Consider the following 23,814-nt stretch of genomic DNA (forward strand, 5'->3'; position numbering starts at 1 on the left):
CGGTGAACATACCCGTAACGCGGCGGACCCGCGCAGTGTCCAGACAGCGGAATGTTGACGTCCAGAAGAAGGGGAATTCCCCGCTGAGTCAGCGTGCGACGGGTGGGAATTCGACGCGGATTTCCAGTCCGCCTTCCGGCAGTGCCTCGGCGTGCAGATCCGCGTCGTGGGCGGCCGCGATGGCGGCGACGATCGACAGGCCGACGCCCTGGCCGTCGTGGCCGCCGAGCCGGGTCGCCCGCAGCCGCTGGAACGGCTGGAAGATCAGTTCGAGCTGGGACGGCAGGACCTCGGGGCCGGTGTTGCGCACACTCAGCGCCGGCCGGCCGCCGTGCCGGCCCGTCCACACCCGTACCCGCCCGTCGGGCACGTTGTGCCGGACCGCGTTGTCGACCAGGTTGATGATCAACCGCTCGACCAGCGGCTGATCGCCCATCACCGCGGCCGGCGCCAGGTCGCTGACGATCCGCACACCGGGCGGGCCGTCGGCGTCACGGGGCCGCACCAGGCACTCGGCGGCCAGCGCCGCCAGGTCCACCGGCGCCCGCCGGTCCAGGCCGCGCTGGCTGCGGGCCAGCGTCAGCAGCGCCTCGATCAGCTTCTCCTGCCGGGTGTTGCTGCCCAGCACGCGGACGCACGTCTCCCGCAGTTCGGCCGCGCTCGCGTCCGGGTCGGCGAGGGTGATCTCCAGCAGACTGCGTTCGAAGGTGAGCGGGGTGCGCAGCTCGTGCGAGGCGTTGGCGACGAACCTGCGCTGCGCCTCGAACGCGCCCTCCAGGTGGTCGAGCAGCGCGTCGAACGTGTCGGCCAGGTCCTTGATCTCGTCGGACGGGCCGGGCGCGCCGAGCCGCCGGTGCAGGTCGTTCGCCGAGATCGCCTTCGCGGTGTCGGCCATGGTCCGCAGGGGCCGCAGCGCCCGGCCTGCCATCAGCCAGCCCAGCCACACCGACAGGAAGGTCAGCAGCGCCAGGGCGATCCCGGACGAGGTGAGCAGCTTCTCCAGGTAGTCGCTGCGCTGCTGTTGCAGCTGCTGCTCCAGGTCCACCGTCGGAGCCGGTACACCGGCTGCGTCACCGAGGCCGCTGGGGCTCACGGACGCGGCCGGCGGGGCGGGCGGGTCGACACCGGCCCACGGCGGCCGGCCGGCCACCAGCAGGTAGACCACGGTGAGCAGGAGCACGCCGGTGACCAGGAAGAGCGCTCCGTACAGCAGGGTCAGCCGCAGCCGGATGGTCCAGCGGATCTTGCCGAAGGGGCCGGCGGCGGTACGGACGGACGCGGTACGGGCGGGTGTGCGGCGGGCCGGACGGCGGGTACGGCGCATCCCGGCCTCCCCTCAGATCCGGTATCCGGCCTGGGCCACGGTCTCGATGAGCGGCGGTTCGCCCAGCTTGCGCCGCAGCCGGCTCACGGTGACCTTGACCGTGTTGGTGAACGGGTCGGCGGCCTCGTCCCAGGCCCGCTCCAGCAGCTCCTCGGCGGAGACGACCCGGCCGCCCGCCGCCAGCAGCAGTTCGAGCACCGCGAACTCCTTGGGGCTGAGGTCGAGCCGGGTGCCCGCCCGCTGCGCGGTGCGCTTGCCGGGATCCAGTTTGAGGTCGGCGTGGCACAGCACCGGGGGCAGCGCGGGCTGGCTGCGGCGCCCCAGGGCGCGGATGCGGGCGACCAGTTCGGCGAAGGCGAACGGCTTGGGCAGATAGTCGTCGGCGCCGCTGGTCAGGCCCTCGACCCGGTCCTCGATCGTGGACGCGGCCGTCAGCATCAGCACCCGCGCCGGATAGCCCTCGGTGATCAGGGTCTGGCACACCTCGTCGCCGTGCAGGCCGGGCAGGTCGCGGTCGAGGACGACGACCTCGTACCGGTTGACCGAGGTGCGTTCCAGCGCAGCCGTCCCGTCCAGGGCGACATCGACCGCCATGCCTTCCCGGCGCAGGCCCGCGGCCAGCGTCTCCGCGAGATCGCGATGATCCTCCACCACCAGAATCCGCATGGCCCCCACCGTCGGTCCGTCACCGTTGCCTGTGATCTTGCGCGGGGGGCGGTTACAGCGGCGTAAGGGCTGATCGGGGTTACAGCCGCTTAACACCCGATGTTCCGTCGCGGTAACCGCCCGGTTGCTGAACTGGCTTCCAGACGTCCAGCGTCCCAGAGGAGTTGACATGTCGGCACCGTCCGAAGAGGAAACACCACGTAAGAAGCGCAGGCTGTTCGCCGTCCCGCTGCTCGTCGCGGCACTGGCGGCCGGCGGGACCGTCCTGGTGCTCCAGACCTCGTCGTCCGCGGCACCGGCCGCATCGTCGCAGTCCGTCGCCCGCGCGGCCCAGGCCACGTCCTCGGCGTCGGCCTCGGGCGGTACGCAGAAGGCCGCCGGGGACTCGGCGACGCGGGAACGCCAGGCCGAGGCCTTCACGCAGTGCATGAAGGAGAACGGGATCAAGGACTTCCCCGGGGTCACCATCAAGGAGAACGGGCAGCTCCAGCTGAAGTCCGGTGGCAACATCAACCCGGTCTCCAAGGCGTACCGGAACGCGGCCAAGGCCTGCGCGTCGAAGCTGCCCGCCGACAGCGGCCTGCCGAAGGAGCCCTCGGCGGTGACTCCGGAGACTCCGGCGCTCGGTTTCACCTGCACCGAGGACTGCCCCGCGGCGCCCAAGGCGCCGAGTCTGCCTTCCGAGTTCTGACCTCTCCGCACCACGTCCAACCGCCCCCATTGGGCGGTTGGACATTATCGGCCTGCCCGAATTCCACAGAATCGGACCTGTAACCGCGACGTAACCGCACACCCGTCATCATGGAAGTTTCGCACCACATCCAGGAATTCCGGCCACTGTTCGAATAACAGGCTCAATTCAGCTGAACGAGTCTGACGGTGGCCGAATGCGGTGCCTCCCCCGAGGGCCGCCGGAGACCGCGCGGCCGCCCCGGCCGTCCCCCGTGCGCACGACGACCGGCCGGGGCGCCGCGCCCCGGTCTCCGGCGGCCCGCCACCCTTGCGCCCCGGAAACGTAACGTTTTCGTGGCAGAGCAGAACATAGGTACGGGGAGTCATCCCATAGGGTCGAGCGGTGATCGAACGTCGAAAAGGGGCACACGCCCGGACCACCACCACCGCCGCCGCGAGCGGCCGCTGGTCCGCCCTCGGCCGGTGGTGGGCCGCGAACCGCCGCAGACTCCGGCTCCGCCGCCCGGCCTACCCGCGCCCGGGGCGCTCCGGCTTCCGGCGCTGGGTACCGTCCTGGCGCCAGACGCTGGGGCTGGCCGGCTCCTGCTCCGGCGTACTCGCCTGCCTCCTTGCGATCATGTACGCGCGTACGGAGATACCCGCCGACCTCAACGCCTTCGCCACCCAGCAGGACAACGTCTACTACTGGGCCGACGGCACCGAGATGGCCCGTACCGGAGACATCAACCGGCAGGACATGCCCCTCGACGCGGTACCGGAGAAGGTCCGGTGGGCCGCGCTGGCCGCCGAGAACGAGACGTTCTACGAGGACAGCGGGATCTCCCCCAGCGGCATCGTCCGGGCCGCCACCAGGATGGTCACCGGGGGCGACACCCAGGGCGGCTCCACCATCACCCAGCAGTACGTGAAGAACGCCTATCTCAACCAGGACCAGACCTTCACCCGCAAGCTCAGCGAGATGTTCATCGCGATCAAGCTCGACAACAAGATGACCAAGGACGAGATTCTGGAGCGTTATCTGAACACGAGCTGGTTCGGGCGCGGCACCTACGGCATCCAGCGCGCCGCGCACGCGTACTACGGCAAGGACGCCGCCCAGCTGAACGTCAGCGAGGGCGCGTTCCTCGCCTCGCTCCTCAAGGGCGCCGCGCTGTACGACCCGGCGCTCGGCGCCGAGCCCCGCAAGCGCGCGGTGGAGCGCTGGAGCTGGGTGCTGGACCGGATGGTGGCCATCGGCAAGCTCTCCCCGGAGGAGCGCGGCCGCTACACCCGCTTCCCCGAGCCGCAGGCCCCGCCCAAGCCCGCCGGCCTGACCGGCCAGAACGGCTACCTCGTGGAGACGGCCCGGGCCTACGTCGGCGCGCACACCGGCATCTCCGAGAAGGACTTCGCCCTCGGCGGCTACCAGATCCACACCACCTTCGAGAAGCCCCGGATGACGGCGCTGTCCCAGGCCGTCGAGTCCGTACGGGCCAAGCTCACCCCGGGCAGCCGCGCGGCCGACCGGCACGTACGCATCGGCGCGGCCTCGGTGACCACGGACGGGCGGATCGTGGCGCTGTACGGCGGCCCCGACTACCTCGAGCAGGGTTTCAACGACGCCAACTCCTCGGTGGTGCCGGCGGGCAGCGCCTTCACGCCGTTCGTCTACGCGGCGGCGCTGCGCGACGGTGTCGAGCGCGAGCGCGGCAAGCCCCGGACGCCGGTCACGCCGGCCACGGTCTACGACGGCGACAACAAGATCACACTGCGTACCCCGGAAGGCCCGTACTGGGACCGCGCGGGAAAGATCGCCAAGGCGGAGAACGACGGCGGCAGGTCCTGGGGCAAGCTCCCCCTGAAGAGCGCGGTCGCGCACTCCGTGAACACCACGGTCATGCAGCTGGGCATGGACGTGGGCCTGGAGCGGGTCGGCAAGGTCGGCGTGCAGACCGGGCTGCTGGAGAGCAGCCTCGGCGCGAAGCTGCCGTCCTTCGCCCTGGGCACCGCCACACCCAGCGCGATCCGGATGGCCGACGCGTACGCCACGTTCGCGGGCCGGGGCAGGCACAGCGACCCCTATTCGGTCGGCAAGCTCATGCGCAACGGCAGCGAGGTGCCGGTCGGCAAGCCGACCGCCGAGCAGGTGCTGCCCCAGGACGTGGCGGGCGCCGTGGACGACGCCCTGCGCGAGGCCGTCCGCCGGGGCACGGCCACCGCGGCGAAGGCGGCCGGTCCCGGCGCGGCCGGCAAGACCGGCACCGAGCAGGACAACAAGTCCGCCTGGTTCGTCGGCTACCGCGGCACCCTGTCGACCGCCGTCTCGCTCGCGCGCATCGACCCCAAGAGCCAGGAGCTGATGCCGCTGGACGGCATCGGCGGGCGGCCGAAGGGGGCGGTGGGCAGCCCCTTCCCGATCGACATCTGGACGCGGTACATGACCGCCCGGTAGAGCCCTCCGCGACGTAAAAGCCTCCGGTCCGCGCCCCTGCGTCAGGGGGCGTGGACCGGAGGCTTTTTGCCGCCCTCACCGGGGCGGCCGCGGCCCGGGCCTACTTCACCACCGACGCCCAGTCCGTGATCTGCGCCGGGTCGAGTCCGCGCATCCGCTCCAGCACCGCGGGGTCCTGGGCGTCCAGCCAGTCGGCCACCTGCTTGAAGGTGACGCAGCGCACGCCGTCCTTCTTGCACACCGCCTTCACGACGTCCTCGATGGCCTTCATGTAGATACCGCCGTTCCAGTCCTCGAAGTGGTTGCCGATGAACAGCGGCGCCCGGCTCCCGTGGTAGACGCGGTTGAATCCGTTGAGGTAACCGTCCCGGGTCAGCTTGCGCCACTGCGCGTACTTCGCCGGGTCACCCTTGGTGTTGTCACCGGACTGGTTGTAGAGGAAGTTGAAGTCCATGGACAGGACCTGCTTCTCGCTCTGGGGATAAGGCAGCAGCTGCAACGGGAAGTTCCATATGCCGTTCTTCTTCGACGGCCATATCTGGAAGTCGCCGGGCGAGCTGGCGTCGTAGCGCCAGTTGAACTCCTTGGCCGCCGTGAGCAGGTTCTCCTGCCCCTCCAGGCACGGCGCGCGCCCTCCCACCAGCTCCTTCTTGTAGTCGAAGGGCAGCGGAGGCAGGCTTGTGTACCCGGTGTTCGTCTTCCAGTTCTGGACGAAGGAATACGCCTGCTGGATTTCGCTCTTCCACTCCGCGACGCTCCAGTCACCGCCGCCCTTGGCCCCGCAGAAGTGGCCGTTGAAGTGGGTGCCGATCTCGTTTCCTTCGAGCCAGGCGCCCCGGACCTGCCGCAGGGTGTCCTTGATGTGCTCGTTCGTCGCATACGAAATGGCCGAAGCGCCCGGCTTGTGCTGCGGCGGCTTGTACATCGCCGCCTTCGACTTCGGCAGCAGATAGGTGCCGGTGAGGAAGAACGTCATTTTGGCGTTGTTTTCCTTGGCGACTTCCCGGAAGTGCGAGAAGAGGTGGTCGTCACCCTCCAGCGCGCCGTCCCAGGAGAACACCACGAACTGCGGCGGCTTCTCGCCCGGCTTGAGCTTCGCGGGCTTGGGCTGCTTGGGCTGGGGCCCGGTGTAGGACGTCGAACCGTCCCCGAGGACCCTGACCTTGCCGTCCCACTTCTCCTCGGGCTTGGGCGTCCCCCCGCCCTTGCCCGCGCCACCCTCCGGCGGCGCCGGCCTCGGCTGCTCGGCGCCGTGCGACGGTGCCGCCGCCTCCTTCTCCCCGCCCTGGTCGCCGGAACCGCAGGCCGTCAGGCCGAGGGCGAGAGCCGCCACGGTGACCAGAGCCGGCGCGCCGAGCGCACTCCTCTTCGACATTTCCCTACCCCCTGGCACCAAAACACGTGTTCTGGCCCAAGTATCACAGAGGTGTCATGCCGCTCATCAACCCCTGGCATCCGTATTGCGTCACCTGCGCGGGCCCGGCCGGCCGGGGCCGTGGTCCGTACGGACAGCGGCCGGGCGGCGACGTGGGGCCGCCCGGCCCGGCCGTCAGGTGCGGTAGGCGTAGTACACCGCGTCCGGGTAGGACGCGATGATGCTCGCCACCGACTTCCGGTAGGTGTTGGTCGAGTGGTACGTCAGGTACGGCACGCCGTAGCTGCTGCGGTACGTGGTCATCATGGAGTGGTCCTTGGACCCGTCACCGTCGAAGTCCATCTGCATGACGTCTCCGACGTCCATCTGGTAGACGTTCGACAGGCTGGTCACGCGCTTGGAGTTCAGCGCGTACCAGGACCACTCGTTGGCCCCCACCCAGCTGTCGGACTGGTAGCTGTCGTCGTACCACCACTTGCGGTAGTCCGAGGCCGCGCCGCCCTCGGGCTTCCAGCCGCCCGCCTTCAGGGCCTGGCTCAGGAAGTTCGTGCAGTCGCCGCCGGCCGCGTTGAACTTGCGGTACTCGGGGTTGTAGTTCCGCCAGTACTTCTCCGAGTACGCGGCCATGGCGGCGTAGTCGTACCCGCCGGTCAGCTGCTTCCTGGGCGCCGGGCGCCAAGGCCGGGAGGTGCCGGCCGGCGGCGCGCTGGGCGTGGTGTTCCCGGCGTCCGCGGCCGCCGCCGCCCGCAGCGTGGGAGCGTTGATCGCGCCGGGCCCGTCGTCCTTGGACCTGATGCCCGTCAGCTCCCAGGTGCCGCCCGGGGCCGCGGTGAAGTCCATCTCATGGCGGGCCTTGAAGCCGGTAGTGGCCGGCTCGTCACCGCGGATCTTCTTGTATGTGAGTGTGGTGCTCTCGGTGACCTCGACCGTGGCGCGCCGGCCGGTGAGCCGGGTGCTGTCCACGGTGACCCGGGTGTCGGCGGCGGTGTACGCCTCCCCCAGGGCGGCGAGCCGCTGCTTGCGGGCCCGCAGCGAGGACATCCCGGCGTTCTCGGCCCGCGCCAGGCGGGCCGACAGGTGCACCCGCTTGCGGGGCAGCGGGGCTATTCGGCCCGAGCGGTTGTCGAGCAGCGCCGCCGTCCGCTGCGTCAGGACGGCGTCGGCGGTGCGGCTGAAGGTCTGCGTCGTCGCCTGGTCCGCGCCGGCGGTCCCGGGCGCCGCGGCGGCGGAGGAGGCAGGCAGGCACACGGCCGCCGCGGCCACGGCGAGGACCGTGCCGACGGCGGATCTGAGGATCGTTGATTTCACGAATTTTCCCCTTGTCACCCCGGCCCACCCGGGCCGGGCAGGGAATCTTTACACAAAATGCCCCACAGTGGATCACGGGTCCGACGAAAGGCGGAGCCGGTCGTTCCGCCGGGAGCCCCCGGCCCGCCCGGCAGCCCGCCACCGGACCGGAGTCCGCACGGCCGGCCGAACCGATCAGGATTCGAGAAGCGCCGGCCGCCGCGCCGCGCCTAACGTGGCGCCATGGACCGCGCCGTCCACGCCGTACGGACGGCGCGCCGTCCCGGCCGACACCGACGATCATGTGGACAGCGGCCGGCCCCGCGACCGCACACATGGCGAGAAACCGGATGAACCGCTCGAATCCGGTCGGACCGGGCCAGGTGACGCCGACGGAGACCGCGCAGGCGGCCCCGCCCGACGAAGGAGACGCACGATGAGCAAGGCCGCGAGACCGCAACCGCAGTCACCTGCGCCGCACATCGCCGACAGCCACGACCTGATCCGCGTGCACGGAGCACGGGTCAACAATCTCAAGGACGTCAGCATCGAGGTCCCCAAGCGCCGACTGACGGTGTTCACCGGGGTCTCCGGCTCGGGCAAGAGCTCGCTGGTGTTCCACACGATCGCCGCCGAGTCCCAGCGGATGATCAACGAGACGTACAGCGTCTTCGTGCAGGGCTTCATGCCGACGCAGACGCGGCCCGAGGTCGACGTGCTGGAAGGGCTGACGACCGCGATCATCGTCGACCAGCAACGGCTGGGCGCCGACCCGCGCTCCACGGTCGGCACCGTCACCGACGCCAACGCGATGCTGCGCATCCTCTTCAGCCGGCTCGGGCAGCCGCACATCGGCTCGCCCGCCGCGTTCGCCTTCAACGTCCCCTCGGTCCGGGCGAGCGGCGCGATCACCGTGGAACGCGGCAACAAGAAGGCGGTGAAGGCGACCTTCCACCGGACCGGCGGCATGTGTCCGCGCTGCGAGGGCCGCGGTACGGTCTCCGACATCGACCTCACCCAGCTCTACGACGACTCCAAGTCGCTGGCCGAGGGCGCGTTCACCATCCCCGGCTGGAAGTCGGACAGCTTCTGGACCGTACGGGTCTACGCCGAGTCGGGCTTCCTGGACCCGCACAAGCCGATCCGCGCCTTCACGAAGAAGGAGCTGCGGGACTTTTTGTACCGGGAGCCGACCAAGGTCAAGGTCGAGGGCGTCAACCTGACCTACGAGGGGCTGATCCCCAAGGTCCAGAAGTCGTTCCTGGCCAAGGACCGGGAGGCGATGCAGCCGCACATCCGGGAGTTCGTGGACCGGGCCGTCACCTTCCAGACCTGTCCCGAGTGCGACGGTACCCGGCTCAGCGAGGCGGCCCGGTCGTCGCTGATCGACGGGACCAGCATCGCCGACGCGTGCGCGATGCAGATCAGCGACCTGGCCGCGTGGGTACGCGGCCTCGACCTGCCCTCGGTGGCGCCGCTGCTCGGCACGCTCCGGCACACCCTCGACTCCTTCGTGGAGATCGGCCTCGGCTACCTCTCCCTCGACCGGCCGTCGGGCACGCTGTCGGGCGGCGAGGCCCAGCGCGTCAAGATGATCCGCCACCTCGGCTCCTCGCTCACCGACACCACCTACGTCTTCGACGAGCCCACCACGGGCCTGCACCCCCACGACATCCAGCGGATGAACGACCTGCTGCTGCGGCTGCGCGACAAGGGCAACACGGTGCTCGTCGTGGAGCACAAGCCGGAGACCATCGCGATCGCCGACCACGTCGTCGACCTGGGCCCCGGCGCCGGTACGGCAGGCGGCGCGGTCTGCTTCGAGGGCACCGTCGAGGGACTGCGGGCCGCGGGCACCGTCACCGGCCGCCACTTCGACGACCGGGCCGCCCTCAAGGAGACGGTACGCAAGGCCACCGGCGCGCTGGAGATCCGCGGCGCCACGAAGCACAACCTGCGCAACGTCGACGTGGACGTCCCGCTGGGGGTGCTGTGCGTGGTCACCGGTGTGGCGGGCTCCGGCAAGAGTTCGCTCGTGCACGGCTCGGTCCCGGCCGGCGCGGGTGTGGTGTCGGTCGGCCAGACGCCGATCCGCGGCTCGCGGCGGAGCAATCCGGCGACGTACACCGGGCTGCTCGACCCGGTCCGCAAGGCGTTCGCCAAGGCCAACGGCGTCAAGCCGGCGCTGTTCAGCGCCAATTCCGAGGGCGCCTGCCCGCACTGCAACGGTGCCGGGGTCATCTACACCGACCTGGCGATGATGGCCGGTACCACCTCCACCTGCGACGAGTGCGAAGGCAAGCGGTTCCAGCCGTCGGTGCTGGAGTACCGTCTCGGCGGCCGGGACATCAGCGAGGTGCTCGCGATGCCGGTGACCGAGGCCGAGAAGTTCTTCGGCGAGGGCGAGGCGCGGACCCCGGCGGCCCACCGCGTCCTGGGCCGGCTCGCGGATGTCGGGCTCGGTTACCTCAGCCTCGGCCAGCCGCTGACCACGCTGTCCGGCGGCGAGCGGCAGCGGCTGAAGCTGGCCACGCACATGGCCGACAAGGGCGGTGTCTACGTCCTCGACGAGCCGACCGCCGGACTCCACCTCGCCGACGTCGAGCAGCTGCTCGGACTGCTGGACCGGCTCGTGGACTCCGGAAAGTCGGTGATCGTCGTCGAGCACCACCAGGCGGTCATGGCACACGCCGACTGGATCATCGACCTCGGCCCCGGCGCCGGTCACAACGGCGGCCGGATCGTCTTCGAGGGCACGCCCGCCGAGCTCGTCGCCACCCGCTCCACCCTCACGGGCGAGCACCTGGCGGCTTACGTCGGCGCCTGACCCGGGGCTGGGCCCGCACGTCGGCGGCGGGGCAGAACGGTGCGACGCCCCGCCGCCGCGCCGCTCACCCGCCTCCGCCGCTCACCTTCCGTACCCGGTGGTTGCCGAAGTCCGCGATGTACAGGGCGCCGGAGCCGTCGAGCGTGATGCCGAGGGGCTGGTCGAGTGCGGCGGTGACGGCGGGCCCGCCGTCACCGCCGCATCCTTTGGTGCCGCTCCCGGCGACCGTGGTGATACGCCCGTCGGCCGTCACCTTCCGCACCCGCTCATTGCCGTAATCCGTCAGGTAAAGGGTGCCGTCGTCGCCGATCGTCACGCACTGCGGCAAATTGAGCGCGGCCTCGGTGGCGGGACCGCCATCACCGCCGAAACCCGCGATTCCCACACCGGCGACGGTGGAAATGACTCCGGCCGGCGTCACCTTGCGCACCCGGTGGTTGTAACGGTCCGCGATGAACAGATTCCCCGAGCGGTCGACGGCCACCGCGTGCGGGAAATGCAGGGACGCCGCGGTGGCGGGTCCGCCGTCGCCCGCGAAACCGTCGGCGCCGTCACCGGCGATCGTGGTGATGACGCCGTCCGGGGTCACCTTCCGTATCCGGTGGTTGTAATCGTCGGCGATGAAGAGGCTGCCGTCGCTGTCAATGGCCAAAGCATGCGGGAAATTGAGCGCGGCCTCGGTGGCGGGACCGCCGTCGCCGCCGAACCCGGGCGTGCCGTTACCCGCGACGGTGGTCACCATTGCGTCCCGGCCCACTTTCCGTACGCGTTGATTGGACCGGTCCGCGATGTAGAGATGTCCCGCGCCGTCGACGGCCACCCCGGCAGGGTCGCGGAAAGCGGCCGCGACGGCAGGCCCGCCGTCGCCGCCGTACCCCTTCTCCCCGCTGCCCGCCACGGTGACGACGACGCCGTCCGCGAGCACCTTCCGTACCCGGTGGTTCTGGTAATCGGCGATGTACAGGCAGCCGGCCCCACCGGCCGCCACGCCGTAGGGGCAACGCAATTGCGCCGCGGTCGCGGGCCCGCCGTCGCCGCCGTGACCGGCGGTGCCGTCGCCCGCCACGGTGGTGATGACGCTCGCGGCCGGGGGCGCGAAGGCCGCCTCTCCCCCGGACACCGCGACACCAGTTTGAGTACCCGTCACGTCCATCACGCTCGTCACACACCCTCGGTAGGCCGGACCACGTCACTTCACGGAAGCCGGTGCCAGAATTCCAGAGCGTGCTCCTCGGCGTAATCGACCGGCGCGATCCGGTAGGGCGACAGGGACTGGGTGTACGGACGCGCGTCGGCGTTCCGGTATGGGCGCCACACCGGCAGGCGGGGCCCGTTGGGCGTTCCGGTGCGGGCACAAGCGGCCCAGTGGTCCGTCAAGGTGACCGAAAGCCACCGCTGCGCCACCGTGAAATGACGCTGCGCCGCCGCGTCCTCGAACAGATGGGGCGTGTCGCCCGCGTGGTAGGCACCGAAGTCGAAACGGCCCCGCAGGGGCAGGTACATGCGGGCGTTCCAGTCGGCGAATTCCTGAGCGTGGACCGGGACGCGGCGGTCGGCGCGGCGTGCTCCGCGTGCGTTCCGCGGGCCCGCATCCGGTCGGTGACGACCGCGGACCACGCGATGGCCGGGAAGGGAATTCCGGCAGAACGCCACGATCGCCGCGGCTCCGGTCTTCTTCCCCGCCCCCCTGCGACGTCTCATGAGCGGTCTCCTCCCGGAAGCGGCGTCGAGCCGCGCGGCCGCGGCGTGCACCGGTCGTGGAGGAAACGGTGACCGTGACCCGGCGGTCACGGTCACCTGTCCCGCGTACCTGTCGTCGGGGTTCCGCTGTTTCCGTCTCCCGGTCAGCCCGTCGCCGTCCGCACCCAGGCCGTCGTCCACGGCGGCAGCGCGTCGCCCGTGACGGGCGCTGAGGTCAGCAGCAGCGTGCCGTCGGGCAGCGGCTTCGGAGTGTCCGACAGGTTCGTCACGCAGTGCCAGCCGCCGGAGCGGCGGAAGTGCAGCAGCCCTTCGGCGGCCGCGTCCGGGCCGCTGACCCACTCCAGCGCTTCGTCGGCGAGCAGTTCGCGGCGCAGACGCAGTGCGGCGCGGTACAGCTCCAACGGCGCGGCAGGGTCCCCTTCCTGCGCCTCGACGGACAGTTCACCCCAGTACGCGGGCTGCGGCAGCCAGGAGCCGCCGCTGCCGAAGCCGTACGAGCTGCCGGCGCGACGCCAGGGCAGGGGTACCCGGCAGCCGTCCCGGCCCTTCGACCGGCCCTGGCTGCGGGACCACACCGGGTCCTGGAGGGCCGCGCGGTCCAGGTCGGCGACCTCCGGCAGGCCCAGTTCCTCGCCCTGGTAGAGGTAGCTGGAGCCGGGCAGCGCCAGCATCAGCAGGGTCGCGGCGAGCGCCCGGCGCAGCCCGTACTCCCGGTCGAGGGCGGGCGCCAGGCCGTCGGCCAGCAGCCACGCCTCCTCGTCGCAGCCGTCCGGCAGGCCGTGCCGGGAGGCGTGCCGGATCACGTCGTGGTTGGAGAGCACCCAGGTCGCGGTGGCCCCGGCGGCGCGGGCGTCGGCGAGCGCGGTGTCGATGCAGGCGCGCACTTCGCCGGCGTGCAGGGAGACCTCCAGGAAGTCGAAGTTGAAGGCCTGGCCCAGCTCCTGCGGGGTGGCGTAGGCGGTGCGGCGGGAGTTGCGTACCCACGCCTCGGCGACCGCGATGCGCGGCGGGTCGTACGCGTTGAAGACCTTGCGCCAGTCGCGGAAGATCTCGTGCACCTCGTCGCGGTCCCAGAAGGGGTGGCTGCCGTCCTCGGGGAGGTCGTCCGGTTCGTACGCCTCGACGCCGCCGGTGTCGCGGAGCGGCGCGGCCAGGTCCTTGGCCAGGCCGTGTGCCACATCGACGCGGAAGCCGTCCACTCCGCGGTCGGACCAGAAGCGCAGCGTGGTGCGGAACTCGGCGCGTACCTCGGGGTTGTCCCAGTTGAAGTCGGGCTGCTGCGGGGCGAAGAGGTGGAGGTACCACCAGCCGTCGGGCAGCCGGGTCCAGGCGGGGCCGCCGAAGCAGGAGGCCCAGTCGGTGGGCGGGAGTTCGCCGTGTCCGCCCTTGCCCTCGCGGAAGACGTAGCGTTCCCGCGCGGCGGAGCCGGGGGCGGAGCGCAGCGCTTCCTGGAACCAGACATGCTGGTCGGAGGAGTGGTTGGGCACGATGTCGACCATGACCTTCAGGCCCAGCCGGTGGGCTTCGTCCACCAGCGCGTCGAAGTCGTCGAGGGTGCCCAGGCGCGGGTCGACGTCGCGGTAATCGGCGACGTCGTAGCCGCCGTCGGCGAGTGGGGAGGGGTAGAAGGGGCTGAGCCAGACGGCGTCCACGCCCAGGGCGGCGAGGTGGCCGAGCCGGGAGGTCACGCCGGGCAGGTCTCCGATGCCGTCGCCGCCGGAGTCGGCGAAGCTGCGCGGGTAGATCTGGTAGACGACGGCCTGCCGCCACCAGTCGCGGGGTGCGCCGCCGGCGGTTCCGGTGGCTGCGGCGGGGTGCTGTGCGCTCATGTGGCTGCCTTTCGGTGTGCGGTACGAAGGAAAGGAGGTCCTTGGTGCAGGGCGGTCGGCCGCGGTTCCCGTGGCGTCATCCCTTCACCGCCCCGGAGGTCATGCCCGAGACGAGGGAACGTCGGAAGACCAGGACCAGGATGCCGATGGGCAGCGTGGCCGCCACGGCTCCCGCGAACAGCGTCCCGTACGGGACCGTGTACTGGCTCGTGAACAGGGCGATGCCGACCGGGACCGTACGGTGGCCGTCCTCGCTGTTGAAGGTCAGGGCCAGCAGGAACTCCGCCCAGGTCGCGGTGAAGGTGAAGATCCCGGCGGTGAACAGGCCCGGCCGGGCCAGCGGGGCGATGACGGTCAGGACGGTGCGCAGCGGCCCGGCGCCGTCCACGGTGGCGGCCTCCTCCAGTTCGCGGGGGATGCCGGCCAGGTAGTTGCGCATGATCCAGATCGCGAACGGCAGGTTGAGCGCGACGTAGGGGACGACCAGCCCGGCGTGGGAGTTGAGCAGCCCGGCCTGCCGCTCCAGCAGGAACAGCGGTACGACCAGGGCGACCGGCGGGAAGACGGAGAGCATCAGCAGCGCCGTCATGACGGCACCGCGCCCGCGCAGTGGGGTACGGGCCAGGGCGTACCCGGCGAAGAACGACAGGCCCAGGACGGCGGCCGTCGAGACCGAGGCGACCAGCACGCTGTTGAGCAGGTAGCGGCCGATGCCGTTGCGGACGAAGGCTTCCGCGTAGTTGGTGAGCGTGGGCCTCTCGGGGAACGCGGTCGGCGGCGCGGCGCTGATCTCTCCCGGGCCCTTGAAGGACGCGGTGATCATCCAGTACAGCGGCAGCGTCGTCAGGACGACGATGACCAGGGCGCCGAGGTGGACGCCGGTGAGGTGGCGGCGCAGGCCGGTACGGTGCGGAGTTCTCATGCCCGTCCTCCTTCGTCGGCCTGCGCCTTGAAGACGCGCAGGAAGAGCAGGCAGCAGCCGATGACGATGACGGCGGTGGTGGTCGCGACGGCGGCGCCCCGGCCGATCTCCAGGTTCTGGAAGAGCGTCTTGTACCCGAGCATGGCCAGGGACTGGGTGGCGGTGCCGGGGCCGCCCTGGGTCAGCACGAACGGCAGGTCGAAGACGCCGAAGGCCTGCAGGATGCGGAAGAGGACGGCGATGGCGATGATCGGGCGCAGCTGCGGCAGCGTCACCTTCCAGAACGTCGTCCAGGCGCCCGCGCCGTCCATCTCCGCCGCCTCGCAGACGTCGCCGGGAATGAGCATCAGCCCGGCGAGGACGACGATGGCGACGAAGGGCGTGGTCTTCCAGACGTCGACCACCACCATGGCGCCCATGGCGGAGGCGGGCTGGCCGAGGATGTCCGGCTGGTGGCCGAGGGCCTGCTCGAAGAGCCAGGTCAGGCCGCCGTACGTACCGTTGAAGAGGTAGCCGAACAGCTGCGCCGCGACGACGTTGATCAGTGCCCAGGGCGGAGATCGGCCGCACCGCCGTACGACTGGCCCGCGCGGTGATCGACGGCTCCGGCGGCGACCAGGGCCGCCACATCGTCCTGCCCACCGAACTCGTCCCCCGGAGCAGCACCGGGCCGCCACCGGCGGCCGGTTGACTCCGGCCCTGCGCCCTTGTCACGGCCCCTTGCCCGGACCGGGCGAGGATCCGGAGGGCCCTGCCGGACGCCCGGCACGGCCCTTCGCACGTTCCGGGGGCGGCAAGCAGTGCGCCACCACCTTTTGCCCACCGACTCGTCCGGTGACGCAGGACTGCGCGGGGCGCGCGGAGCGAACGACGGGCGCGTGAAGGGCGCGCCCCGAGGGCGGGTGCGCCCCCGGCATGCGTGCGACGAAAGCACCCTCGCGCACGCGTCAGAGCTCGCCCCGGACGACACCACCCAGCACCGCGGCCACGGACTTGCGGACGGCCTCGGGCTCCGGCGGGGTGCCCTTGCGGTCGGCGAAGAGCAGGTGTCCGGCACCGACCAGGGTGGGCGCGAGCGTGCCGATGTCGGCGTCCGCCGCGATCCGTCCCCGTTCGCGCTCGGCGGCCAGGTAGGAGGCGATCGCGGCCGTGGCCTCGGTGAGCAGCGGCAGACCGGACGGCGTGGTCCGGCGCAGCCGCGCGCGCAGCTCGTCGCGCGAGGTGACGAGGCCGACGATCGCCACGGCCACCGACTCGAACAGGTCCGTCAGCGCGTCGGCGAGGTGACCGGTGACGGCGCCCGTCCCGGCCGCATCGCGCAGGGCGGCGGCCCAGCCGTCGGTCCGGGCGATGCGGTCCTCCACCAGAGCGGCGAGGAAGGCGTCGAAGTCCTCGAAGTGCCGGTGCAGTACGCCCTTGGCGCAGCCTGCCTCCGTGGTCACCGCCCGGCTGGTGAGCGCGCTCGGTCCGTCCCGGAGCAGGACGCGTTCAGCGGCGTCGAACAGCTGCTCACGTACGTCACGGATGGCCACCCCAGTCGGCACGAACCCTCTCCTCCTTCGTTCACGCCACCCCTCCCGTTGACGAGTGGGCATGCGCCCACTCATAGTGGGCACATGCCCACTTTACCTCCGGAGCCTCCTTCCGTCCCCGACATCACGCCCCATCAGCACCGACAGGTGGCCGAGTCGTACGGCATCGACGCCGAACGCTACGACCGGGCCCGCCCCCGCTATCCGCAGGCCCTGATCGACCGCGTCCTCGCCGCCGTACCCGGCACGACCACCCCCGGCACCGCCGTCCTCGACGTCGGCTGCGGAACCGGCATCCTGGCCCGGCAGTTCACAGCGGCCGGCTGCGGCGTACTGGGCGTCGACGCCGACGCGCGCATGGCCGGCCTGGCACGACGGCTCGGACTCGAAGCCGAGGTGGCGCCCTTCGAATCCTGGGACCCGGCCGGCCGGACCTTCGACACCGTCGTCTCCGGGCAGGCCTGGCACTGGGTGGACCCGGTGGCAGGAGCCGCCAAGGCGGCCCGAGTACTGCGCCCCGGCGGCCCACTGGCCGTGTTCTGGAACGCGACCCGGCCCGCCCCCGAACTGGCGGCATCCTTCGCAGCGGTCTACCGCAGGCTGCTGCCCGACGCGCTCGCCGCCCGCCAGTGGACGACACCGGCCACGGACGCGTACGCAGCACTGTGCGCGAAGGCGGCGGACGGCATACGCGCGGCGGGCCGCGCCTTCGACGCTCCGGAGCAGTGGCACTTCGACTGGGAGCACACATACACGCGAGAGGCATGGCTGGACCAGGTACCCACCACCGGCGGCCACACCCAGCTCCCCCCGGCGCTACTGGAGGGGGTACTGACGGGCATCGGCGCCGCCATCGACGCGGTGGGCGGCAGCTTCACAATGCGGTACACCACGGTGGCGGTGGTCGCGGCACGGTCCGACGCAGCCTGAACCGGGCGCCCTTCACCCGGTCACCTGCGCCGCTGATACCCGCAGTTTGCCGATGTGCCGATAGCGCAGTCGCGTCGAACGGCCGTATGCCCATGGCGGTCGATCATGCCAGCGCCCGCACCACCACGTAGGGCTCAGAACGCGTTGGTGCGGAAGGCCGAGCGGCAGGACTGCGGTGTGACGCCGACGACGCGCTTGAACCGTTCCCGGAAGGCGGTGGGCGAGCCGAAACCGGCCTGGGCCGCTATGCGTTCGACGCCGTACCCAATGGTCTCCAGCAGGAACTGCGCGCGCCGCACCCGCGCCCGCAGCAGCCACTGCAACGGCGTGGTGCCCGTCTGCTCCCGGAAGCTGCGGCTGAACGTCCGCTCGCTCAGCCCGCAGCGCGCGGCCATCTCCGCGAGGGTCACATCCTGGGTTAGGTGGTCCTCGGCCCACGTCAGCACCGGCTCCAGCAGCGATCCCTGGGGCACGGGCGGCCGGGCCTGCACGATGAACTGCGCCCGGCCGCCCTCCCGTTCCAGCGGCACGACCGACAGCCCGGCCGCGGCGAGGACGAACGCGCCTCATTCCGCGCCTGCCCGACGGCACCGGCCTGACGGCACCGGCGTGACGGGCAGCCTGACGAACATCCCCGCTCCCCTGCGCCCTCCCCCCTGCCCCGTTACGCCGTCGAGGACGCGGCGCGCAGCACTGCGATCACCTCATCGTCACCGACCTGCCCGAAGTCGTCGTACCACTCGCCCACCGCCCGGAAATGGTCCGGCTGGTGCAGCACGAACACCCGGTCGACCTCCTCGGACAGATCCGCGACGGCGTTGCGGGAGCCGACCGGTGCGGCGAGTGCCAGGTGCGCGGGTCGCCGGCGGCGGAGGTGGCGCAGGGCCGCGAGGGCGGTCAGGCCGGTGGCGAGGCCGTCGTCGACGAGGAGTACGGTCCGCCCGGTGATCCGGGGCTCGGGGCGGCCCTCGCGGTAGAGGTCCTCGCGCCGGTGCAGTTCGGCGCGCTCGCGTGCCACGGAGGGGGCCAGCCCGTCCTCGGCCAGGCCCAGGAACCGCAGGGCCCGGTGGTCGAAGACAGGCTGTTCCTCGGCGGCGATGGCGCCGATGCCCGTCTCGGGCGAGCCCGGTACACCGATCTTGCGGGCCACCAGCACATCGAGGGGCGCCCGGAACTCCCGGGCGACCTCAGCGGCCACGGGCACACCGCCACGCGGCAGGGCCAGGACGAGCGGGTCGGCCGCACCGTACGGCCACGTCGCGGCCTCGGACGGATCGCCCACCTCATCAGCCGGCGTGCGCAGCCACTCGGCAAGGGCCCGGCCTGCGAGCCGGCGGTCGGTGAAACGCATGGAGGCTCCTTGCCCCGGGGGCGGCGGGCGGGTCACTTGCCGGTGGGCCAGGTCTCCTCCTCGCCGGTGGCGGGCGGTTCGGGGTGCAGCGGGGTCAGGGCGTGGGTGCGGTCCAGGTACAGGAAGGCGTCGTAACGGTGGGCGAGAGTGGTGGGTACATAGTTCGCGTACGCGTCGCGTTCCGGCTGGTAGACGACGCCGATGGCCCGGTGGTCCCGTTGCGCGCCGGCCCAGCCGGCCGGTGCCGCGGCCTCCGGGTGCAGGCCGGTGCCGCTGCCCCGTGGCGGGAAGACGAACAGCGCCCGTTCCTCGGGCAGCGCCTGATGGAGCAGTTCCTCCACGCTTCCCGCGCGAGCCTCGGGGACGCGCAGCGTACGGGCCGGCGCTCCCCAGCGGCTGCCCGCGACGACCGATCCCTGGTACGAGCCGAAGCCGACGAGCACGACACCGTCCGCGGCGTGCCGTTCCCGTACCACCTGGCCGATGTTGATCATCCCGGCCGGGGCCATGGCGGTGGCGCGCGCGTCGCCGACGTGCGTGTTGTGGGCCCACACCACCGCTTTCGCGCCCCGGCCGTGATAGGCGGTCAGGCGGTCCAGGGTGTCGGCCATGTGGTGGTCACGGATGTTCCACGACTCGGGCCCGCCGCGGACCATCGCCCGGTAGTACCGCTCCGCCCCGGCGAGCGTCTCGGCGTTCTGCAGCGCGGCGAGGTCCGCCACGGACGAGGTGTCCTCCGGGCGCCGGGCCCGCTCGCGCAGGGCCACCAGGAGGCGGACCACCTCCGGTTCACATCCGGAGGGCAGCATCCGGGTGGCCAGGGCGTACGTCTGCGGGTCCTGCCCGTACGGTTCGAGGCACCGGTACGCCTCCTCCGCCTGCCTCACCTGGTCCGGGTGGTGCTCGCCGAGGTAGGCCAGCACCGCCTCCAGCGACTCCCACATGCTGTAGACGTCCAGGCCGTGGAAGCCGACACGCTCACCGGGCGGCAGGCCGGTGTTGTGCGCGCGCAGCCACCTGGCGAAGCGCGCCACATCCGTATTGGCCCACATCCACCGCGGCCAGCGGCGGAAGCCCTCCAGCGCCTGTTGCGGGTCCTCGGGCGCGCCGGGCGCCGCGGTCACCGAGCAGTGCAGGCCGAGACAGTCGGGCCAGTCGCCCTCGACACCGACGAAGGCGAACCCCTTCTCCGCGATCAGCCGCTGGGTCAGTTGCGCACGCCACCAGTAGTACTCCGCGGTGCCGTGCGACGCCTCCCCCAGGAGGACGTAGCGGGCGTCGCCGATCCGTTCCAGCAGCGGGTCCAGCGTGGCGGCGTCCGCCAGCGGCAGGGCGGTGTCGAGGATCCGCGCCACATCGGAGTCCAGCGGTTCAGCGGCGGCCATCGCCGCCCCCGGGGCCGGGTGACCGGGAGGGCTCGGCGGCAGGCGCCGGCGGGTGCAGGAACCATTCCCGTGCCGCTTCCGTCACCTGCTCCAGCGTCCCGGGCTCCTCGAACAGGTGGGACGCGCCGAGCACCACTTCCACCTCGCACGGCGCCTGCATCGCGGCGGCGGCCTCTCGGTTCAGCCGCAGCACCTCGGTGTCCAGCTCTCCGACCAGCAGCAGTACAGGGGCCCGTACGTGCTCCAGCGCCTCGCCCGCCAGATCGGGCCGGCCTCCCCGGCTCACCACGGACCGGATTCGGGCGGGCCGCCGTTCCGCCGCCACCAGGGCCGCCGCGGCTCCCGTACTGGCGCCGAACAGGTGCAGCGGCAGGTCCCGGGTGGCCGGGTGCTCACACAGCCGGTCCACCGCCGCGACCAGCCGCTCGGCCAGCAGCGGAATGTCGAAGCGGTGCCGCTCGGAGACGGCGTCCTCCTCCGTCTCCTCCTTGGTCAGCAGATCCGGCAGCAGGGCGGCCAGCCCGGAACGGCGCAACGCGAGGGCGACCGCCCGATTGCGCGGACTACGCCGCGAACTGCCGCTGCCGTGCGCGAAGAGCACCACGGCACGCGGCGAATCCGGCAGCTCCAGATCACTGTCGAGCACCACCCCGCCGGGTGCGGACACCGTCTCGTGCGTTGTCACTGCGTCCTCGCCTCATTCCGTCCTCCGCCCGAGCGCCCGCGCCGCCGCGCCCCCTCCCGCCGCACCTACCACGACCGCCCGGAACACACCGCTTCCGGCCCACACCGTACGCGTGCCACCCCGCGGCCGGACGTAGCGCTCCGGTCCGTGTGTCGGACGTGGCGGGGGACGCACGTGACAAGCCACACGCCCGGACAACAGTCGACCGGAGCCGAGGCTAAGGAAAAGTGGCCGTCTTACCTGACAAAACCGCTGGTCACGGCCTGTGGTACCCGCGCGTGCGGGACTGACCCGACGCGAGAGCGCCGAACGGCTCAGGGCCTGGTGCTCCCCGCTCGGGCCACCCGCCGCCGCACCAAGCCTCCCCCCACCCTCACCAAGCCACTGGCAAACTGACCAACCCGTAAGCCACCGCATTGGACCGGTACTCCACCTCGTCCGCCGGTACCGCCAAGCGCAGTTCGGGGAAGCGGCGCCATAGGGCGAGGTAGGTGGTGCGGAGTTCCAGCCTGGACATCGCGGCGCCTATGCAGTGGTGGATGCCGTGGCCGAAGGCTACGTGGGAGACGGGATCCCGGGTGCTGTCGAAGCGGTCGGCGTCGGGGAGGAGGGTGGTGTCGCGGTTGGCCATGGGGATGGAGCAGGTGACCTGTTCGCCGGCTTTGATCAGGTGGCCTCCCACGGTGACGTCCTGCAGGGCGATCCGGGGAGTCGGCGCGTGAGCCACCGACAGGTAGCGGAGGAGTTCGTCGACCACGCGGTCGGCCGATGAGGGGTTGTGGCGCAGGAGGGCGAGCTGGTCGGGGTAGGCGAGGAGGACGAGGACGCCCAGGGCGATCATGCCGGAGATGTTGTCGAGGCCGGCGAGCATCATCAGGCCGCAGACGCCGCGGAGTTCCTCGTCGGTGAAGTCGTCGCCGTGTTCGCGGACGAGGGTGCCGATGAAGCCGTCGTCGGGGTTCTTGCGCTGGCGGCGCACCATCGCTCCGAGGTAGCGGAGGTAGGTCTCGCCCGCGTCGGCGCGCTGTCGGCGCGGCCGGTCCTGTTCCAGTTGCCATTGGACGCAGCGGACGAAGTCGGTGCGGTCGTCGCGTGGTACGCCGATCAGTTCGCACAGCGCGGCTCCCGAGACGGGGCGGGCGAGGAGTTCCACCAGGTCGGCCGGCCGGCCGGCCTCCGTCATGTCGTCCAGGCACTCCTCGACGATCGCCTCGATCCGCGGCTCCAGCTGCCGCATCCGCCGGACGGTGAACGCCGGTGTCAGCATCCTGCGCAGCCGGGTGTGTTCGGGCGGGTCGTAGTCCATGAGGTGTCCGACGATCTCGCGTGGCCGGAGGCGGTCGCTCATGGGAGCCGACGTGTCGGCGCCGAAGCGGCGCTGCGTACTGAACCGGGCGTGGTCGCCGAGGACTTGGCGTACCTCTTCGTAGCCGGTGACCAGCCAGGCGGGCGTTCCTTCGGCGTCGGAGTCGGGGGTGCGGCCGAGCGTGACCCGGTTGACGGGTCCTTTCTCATGGAGTTCGCGGACGTAGGTGCCCGGTCCGTAGCCGGCCCTGCGGGCGTGGTCGAATGTGTGCGGGGTCTCTTCCTGCATGTCCTCTCCCAGGTCTCAGGTCTCTCACCAGCCGACGGGTAGGCAATCCACGCCGTACTGGCGCGATTGCGCGGGCCGGAAGGTGATCTCGTCCGGCGGTACGGCCAGGTGCAGTCTGGGGAAGCGCTCCAGCAGCATCGGGAAGGCGATGCGCAGCTCCATCCTGGCCAGCGGGGCACCGACGCAATGGTGCAGACCGTGCCCGAAAGCCAGGTGGGGGGTGGGGTCGCGGGTGATGTCGAAACCGGTCGGGCCGTCTCCGGCGGCCGTCACGTGGTTGGCGGCGACCAGGGAGCAGGACACGCTCTCGCCGGCCCTGACCACCTGGTCGCCGATGGTCACGTCCTCCAGGGCGGTGCGGGGGGAGGCGATCTGGATGATCGTGACGTAGCGGAGCATTTCCTCCACGGCCCGGTCGGTCAGTTCCGGCCGTTCCCGGAGCAGGGCGAGCTGGTCGGGGTGTTCGAGCAGGACCAGTGTGCCCATTCCCAGCATGCCGGAGACCTGGGAGAGCCCGGCGGCCAGGACGCTCGCGCCGATGCCTGCCAGCTCGTCGTGGCTGACGTCCGTGTCCTGCTCGCCGAGCAGTGCGCTGAGCAGATCGTCGCCGGGGTCGCGGCTGCGCCGCTCGGCGAGCCGGGTCATGTACTTCCAGAACGCCATTCCGTTGGTCATCTGCTGTTCCGGGGTGCGGCCCTCGTTGTGGGTGATGCCGAGGTAGCGCGCCAGCAGCGCCTGGTCGTCCCTGGGGACGCCCAGCAGTTCGCAGCTGACCAGGCCCGCGACGGGCCAGCCGACGTGCTCCATGAGGTCGGCCGGCTGTCCGACGCTCTCCATGGCGTCCAGGCACTCCGCCACGATCTCCTTGATGCGCGGCTCCATCCGCTGCATCCGCCGTGGTGCGAACTCCGGTGTGAGGAGCTTGCGCAGGCGGGTGTGGTCGGGCGGGTCGTAGTGCAGCAGGTTTCCGGGCGCGACCAGGCTGCGGGTCTCCTCCTCGGTGTCGGCGGGCGGCCGGATGCTGAACCGCTTGCGGTCGCCGAGTACCGCCCGTACCTCGGCGTTTCCGGTGGCGAGCCAGGCCAGGTGCTGAGCGGGGCCGACGGTGAGGTCGGTCTGGACCAGTGGCGTCTCCTTGGCCATCCGGACGACTTCGGGCACCGGTTGGAAGCGGTCGCGGCGGTGGTGCGGGGGGATGTTCTGTGGCTGCGGCATCGATGAGTGCCTTTCTTTGTCGGGGCCCTTCAGAGGCATTTGTGGGGGCTTGGGAGGTGGGGCCAGG

General features: G+C 71.4%; 20 protein-coding genes and 1 pseudogene. 5 read left to right on the plus strand and 16 right to left on the minus strand.

Features of this window, described 5'->3' with window-relative positions; genetic code table 11:
• Positions 1-88 precede the first annotated feature (88 nt).
• Positions 89-1,324, minus strand: coding sequence for a sensor histidine kinase (locus ACZ4Z1_RS23245; RefSeq protein ID WP_468488523.1), 1,236 nt, complete (start codon positions 1,322-1,324; stop codon positions 89-91).
• 12 nt (positions 1,325-1,336) lie between these two features.
• Positions 1,337-1,990 carry a response regulator transcription factor gene (locus ACZ4Z1_RS23250; RefSeq protein WP_468488524.1) on the minus strand — a complete coding sequence of 218 codons (654 nt, stop codon included), beginning with the start codon at positions 1,988-1,990 and terminating at the stop codon, positions 1,337-1,339.
• Between the two features lie 169 nt (positions 1,991-2,159).
• Between ACZ4Z1_RS23250 and ACZ4Z1_RS23255 the strand changes: the two genes are divergently transcribed.
• On the plus strand, positions 2,160-2,681 hold the full coding sequence (locus ACZ4Z1_RS23255) for a hypothetical protein (protein WP_468488525.1): 522 nt from the start codon (positions 2,160-2,162) through the stop codon (positions 2,679-2,681).
• Between the two features lie 384 nt (positions 2,682-3,065).
• Positions 3,066-5,114, plus strand: coding sequence for a transglycosylase domain-containing protein (locus tag ACZ4Z1_RS23260; protein WP_468488526.1), 2,049 nt, complete (start codon positions 3,066-3,068; stop codon positions 5,112-5,114).
• A gap of 100 nt (positions 5,115-5,214) precedes the next feature.
• Here ACZ4Z1_RS23260 and ACZ4Z1_RS23265 read toward each other — a convergent pair whose 3' ends face one another.
• Positions 5,215-6,489 carry a polysaccharide deacetylase family protein gene (locus ACZ4Z1_RS23265; RefSeq protein ID WP_468488527.1) on the minus strand — a complete coding sequence of 425 codons (1,275 nt, stop codon included), beginning with the start codon at positions 6,487-6,489 and terminating at the stop codon, positions 5,215-5,217.
• Positions 6,490-6,663: 174 nt separating this feature from the next.
• A complete protein-coding gene (locus tag ACZ4Z1_RS23270; RefSeq protein ID WP_468488528.1) occupies positions 6,664-7,797 on the minus strand; it encodes an amidase domain-containing protein in 1,134 nt (377 codons plus the stop codon).
• 415 nt (positions 7,798-8,212) lie between these two features.
• Here ACZ4Z1_RS23270 and ACZ4Z1_RS23275 point away from each other — a divergent pair, with 415 nt between their 5' ends.
• Entirely contained in the window at positions 8,213-10,603 is a 2,391-nt protein-coding gene (locus ACZ4Z1_RS23275) for an ATP-binding cassette domain-containing protein (RefSeq protein ID WP_468488529.1), read from the plus strand.
• Positions 10,604-10,667: 64 nt separating this feature from the next.
• Here the strand turns inward: ACZ4Z1_RS23275 and ACZ4Z1_RS23280 are convergent, their stop codons facing one another.
• From ACZ4Z1_RS23280 to ACZ4Z1_RS23300, 5 genes are all read right to left on the minus strand, one after another.
• The gene (locus ACZ4Z1_RS23280) at positions 10,668-11,750 is read right to left on the minus strand and encodes an NHL domain-containing protein (protein WP_468488530.1); all 1,083 of its coding nucleotides are present in this window, start codon (positions 11,748-11,750) and stop codon (positions 10,668-10,670) included.
• A gap of 47 nt (positions 11,751-11,797) precedes the next feature.
• Complete coding sequence (locus ACZ4Z1_RS23285) at positions 11,798-12,304, minus strand: carboxylesterase family protein (protein ID WP_468488531.1); 507 nt, start codon at positions 12,302-12,304, stop codon at positions 11,798-11,800.
• A 143-nt stretch (positions 12,305-12,447) separates the two neighbouring features.
• Positions 12,448-14,133, minus strand: a complete 1,686-nt coding sequence (locus ACZ4Z1_RS23290; protein ID WP_468488532.1) for a glycoside hydrolase family 13 protein — start codon at positions 14,131-14,133, stop codon at positions 12,448-12,450.
• A gap of 76 nt (positions 14,134-14,209) precedes the next feature.
• Positions 14,210-15,055 carry a carbohydrate ABC transporter permease gene (locus ACZ4Z1_RS23295; RefSeq protein WP_468488533.1) on the minus strand — a complete coding sequence of 282 codons (846 nt, stop codon included), beginning with the start codon at positions 15,053-15,055 and terminating at the stop codon, positions 14,210-14,212.
• Positions 15,052-15,600: a carbohydrate ABC transporter permease gene (locus ACZ4Z1_RS23300; protein WP_468488635.1), complete on the minus strand. Its 549-nt coding sequence runs from the start codon at positions 15,598-15,600 to the stop codon at positions 15,052-15,054. Before ACZ4Z1_RS23300 ends, ACZ4Z1_RS23295 begins: the two co-directional genes overlap by 4 nt.
• On the opposite strand from ACZ4Z1_RS23300, the gene ACZ4Z1_RS23305 reads away from it, so the two are divergent.
• Entirely contained in the window at positions 15,600-15,746 is a 147-nt protein-coding gene (locus ACZ4Z1_RS23305) for a hypothetical protein (RefSeq protein WP_468488638.1), read from the plus strand. The genes ACZ4Z1_RS23300 and ACZ4Z1_RS23305 overlap by 1 nt on opposite strands.
• A gap of 256 nt (positions 15,747-16,002) precedes the next feature.
• Here the strand turns inward: ACZ4Z1_RS23305 and ACZ4Z1_RS23310 are convergent, their stop codons facing one another.
• Positions 16,003-16,599 (minus strand): TetR/AcrR family transcriptional regulator, encoded by a 597-nt coding sequence (locus ACZ4Z1_RS23310; RefSeq protein ID WP_468488534.1) that lies wholly within the window; start codon positions 16,597-16,599, stop codon positions 16,003-16,005.
• 72 nt (positions 16,600-16,671) lie between these two features.
• Here ACZ4Z1_RS23310 and ACZ4Z1_RS23315 point away from each other — a divergent pair, with 72 nt between their 5' ends.
• Positions 16,672-17,517, plus strand: a complete 846-nt coding sequence (locus ACZ4Z1_RS23315) for a class I SAM-dependent methyltransferase (RefSeq protein WP_468488535.1) — start codon at positions 16,672-16,674, stop codon at positions 17,515-17,517.
• A gap of 134 nt (positions 17,518-17,651) precedes the next feature.
• Here ACZ4Z1_RS23315 and ACZ4Z1_RS23320 read toward each other — a convergent pair.
• From ACZ4Z1_RS23320 to ACZ4Z1_RS23345, 6 genes and pseudogenes are all read right to left on the minus strand, one after another.
• Positions 17,652-18,065 (minus strand): annotated as a pseudogene (locus ACZ4Z1_RS23320) (AraC family transcriptional regulator); the annotation flags it as partial.
• Between the two features lie 116 nt (positions 18,066-18,181).
• The gene (locus tag ACZ4Z1_RS23325) at positions 18,182-18,868 is read right to left on the minus strand and encodes a phosphoribosyltransferase (RefSeq protein WP_468488536.1); all 687 of its coding nucleotides are present in this window, start codon (positions 18,866-18,868) and stop codon (positions 18,182-18,184) included.
• A 32-nt stretch (positions 18,869-18,900) separates the two neighbouring features.
• Positions 18,901-20,253 carry an erythromycin esterase family protein gene (locus ACZ4Z1_RS23330; protein WP_468488537.1) on the minus strand — a complete coding sequence of 451 codons (1,353 nt, stop codon included), beginning with the start codon at positions 20,251-20,253 and terminating at the stop codon, positions 18,901-18,903.
• Entirely contained in the window at positions 20,240-20,938 is a 699-nt protein-coding gene (locus ACZ4Z1_RS23335; protein WP_468488538.1) for a dienelactone hydrolase family protein, read from the minus strand. Before ACZ4Z1_RS23335 ends, ACZ4Z1_RS23330 begins: the two co-directional genes overlap by 14 nt.
• Before the next feature lie 373 nt (positions 20,939-21,311).
• Positions 21,312-22,532 carry a cytochrome P450 gene (locus tag ACZ4Z1_RS23340; RefSeq protein ID WP_468488539.1) on the minus strand — a complete coding sequence of 407 codons (1,221 nt, stop codon included), beginning with the start codon at positions 22,530-22,532 and terminating at the stop codon, positions 21,312-21,314.
• 24 nt (positions 22,533-22,556) lie between these two features.
• Complete coding sequence (locus tag ACZ4Z1_RS23345) at positions 22,557-23,747, minus strand: cytochrome P450 (RefSeq protein ID WP_468488540.1); 1,191 nt, start codon at positions 23,745-23,747, stop codon at positions 22,557-22,559.
• Between the last annotated feature and the right edge of the window lie 67 nt (positions 23,748-23,814).

This window comes from Streptomyces sp. NPDC030165, from assembly GCF_055573595.1.

What these genes read in the sequence shown, in the direction of transcription:
- ACZ4Z1_RS23245 (WP_468488523.1), bottom strand. Translation starts at nt 1,324, where the DNA reads ATGCGCCGTACCCGCCGTCCGGCCCGCCGCACACCCGCCCGTACCGCG.
- ACZ4Z1_RS23315 (WP_468488535.1), top strand. Translation starts at nt 16,672, where the DNA reads ATGCCCACTTTACCTCCGGAGCCTCCTTCCGTCCCCGACATCACGCCC.
- ACZ4Z1_RS23290 (WP_468488532.1), bottom strand. Translation starts at nt 14,133, where the DNA reads ATGAGCGCACAGCACCCCGCCGCAGCCACCGGAACCGCCGGCGGCGCA.
- ACZ4Z1_RS23275 (WP_468488529.1), top strand. Translation starts at nt 8,213, where the DNA reads ATGAGCAAGGCCGCGAGACCGCAACCGCAGTCACCTGCGCCGCACATC.
- ACZ4Z1_RS23285 (WP_468488531.1), bottom strand. Translation starts at nt 12,304, where the DNA reads ATGAGACGTCGCAGGGGGGCGGGGAAGAAGACCGGAGCCGCGGCGATC.
- ACZ4Z1_RS23255 (WP_468488525.1), top strand. Translation starts at nt 2,160, where the DNA reads ATGTCGGCACCGTCCGAAGAGGAAACACCACGTAAGAAGCGCAGGCTG.
- ACZ4Z1_RS23340 (WP_468488539.1), bottom strand. Translation starts at nt 22,532, where the DNA reads ATGCAGGAAGAGACCCCGCACACATTCGACCACGCCCGCAGGGCCGGC.
- ACZ4Z1_RS23325 (WP_468488536.1), bottom strand. Translation starts at nt 18,868, where the DNA reads ATGCGTTTCACCGACCGCCGGCTCGCAGGCCGGGCCCTTGCCGAGTGG.
- ACZ4Z1_RS23345 (WP_468488540.1), bottom strand. Translation starts at nt 23,747, where the DNA reads ATGCCGCAGCCACAGAACATCCCCCCGCACCACCGCCGCGACCGCTTC.
- ACZ4Z1_RS23265 (WP_468488527.1), bottom strand. Translation starts at nt 6,489, where the DNA reads ATGTCGAAGAGGAGTGCGCTCGGCGCGCCGGCTCTGGTCACCGTGGCG.
- ACZ4Z1_RS23295 (WP_468488533.1), bottom strand. Translation starts at nt 15,055, where the DNA reads ATGAGAACTCCGCACCGTACCGGCCTGCGCCGCCACCTCACCGGCGTC.
- ACZ4Z1_RS23330 (WP_468488537.1), bottom strand. Translation starts at nt 20,253, where the DNA reads ATGGCCGCCGCTGAACCGCTGGACTCCGATGTGGCGCGGATCCTCGAC.
- ACZ4Z1_RS23250 (WP_468488524.1), bottom strand. Translation starts at nt 1,990, where the DNA reads ATGCGGATTCTGGTGGTGGAGGATCATCGCGATCTCGCGGAGACGCTG.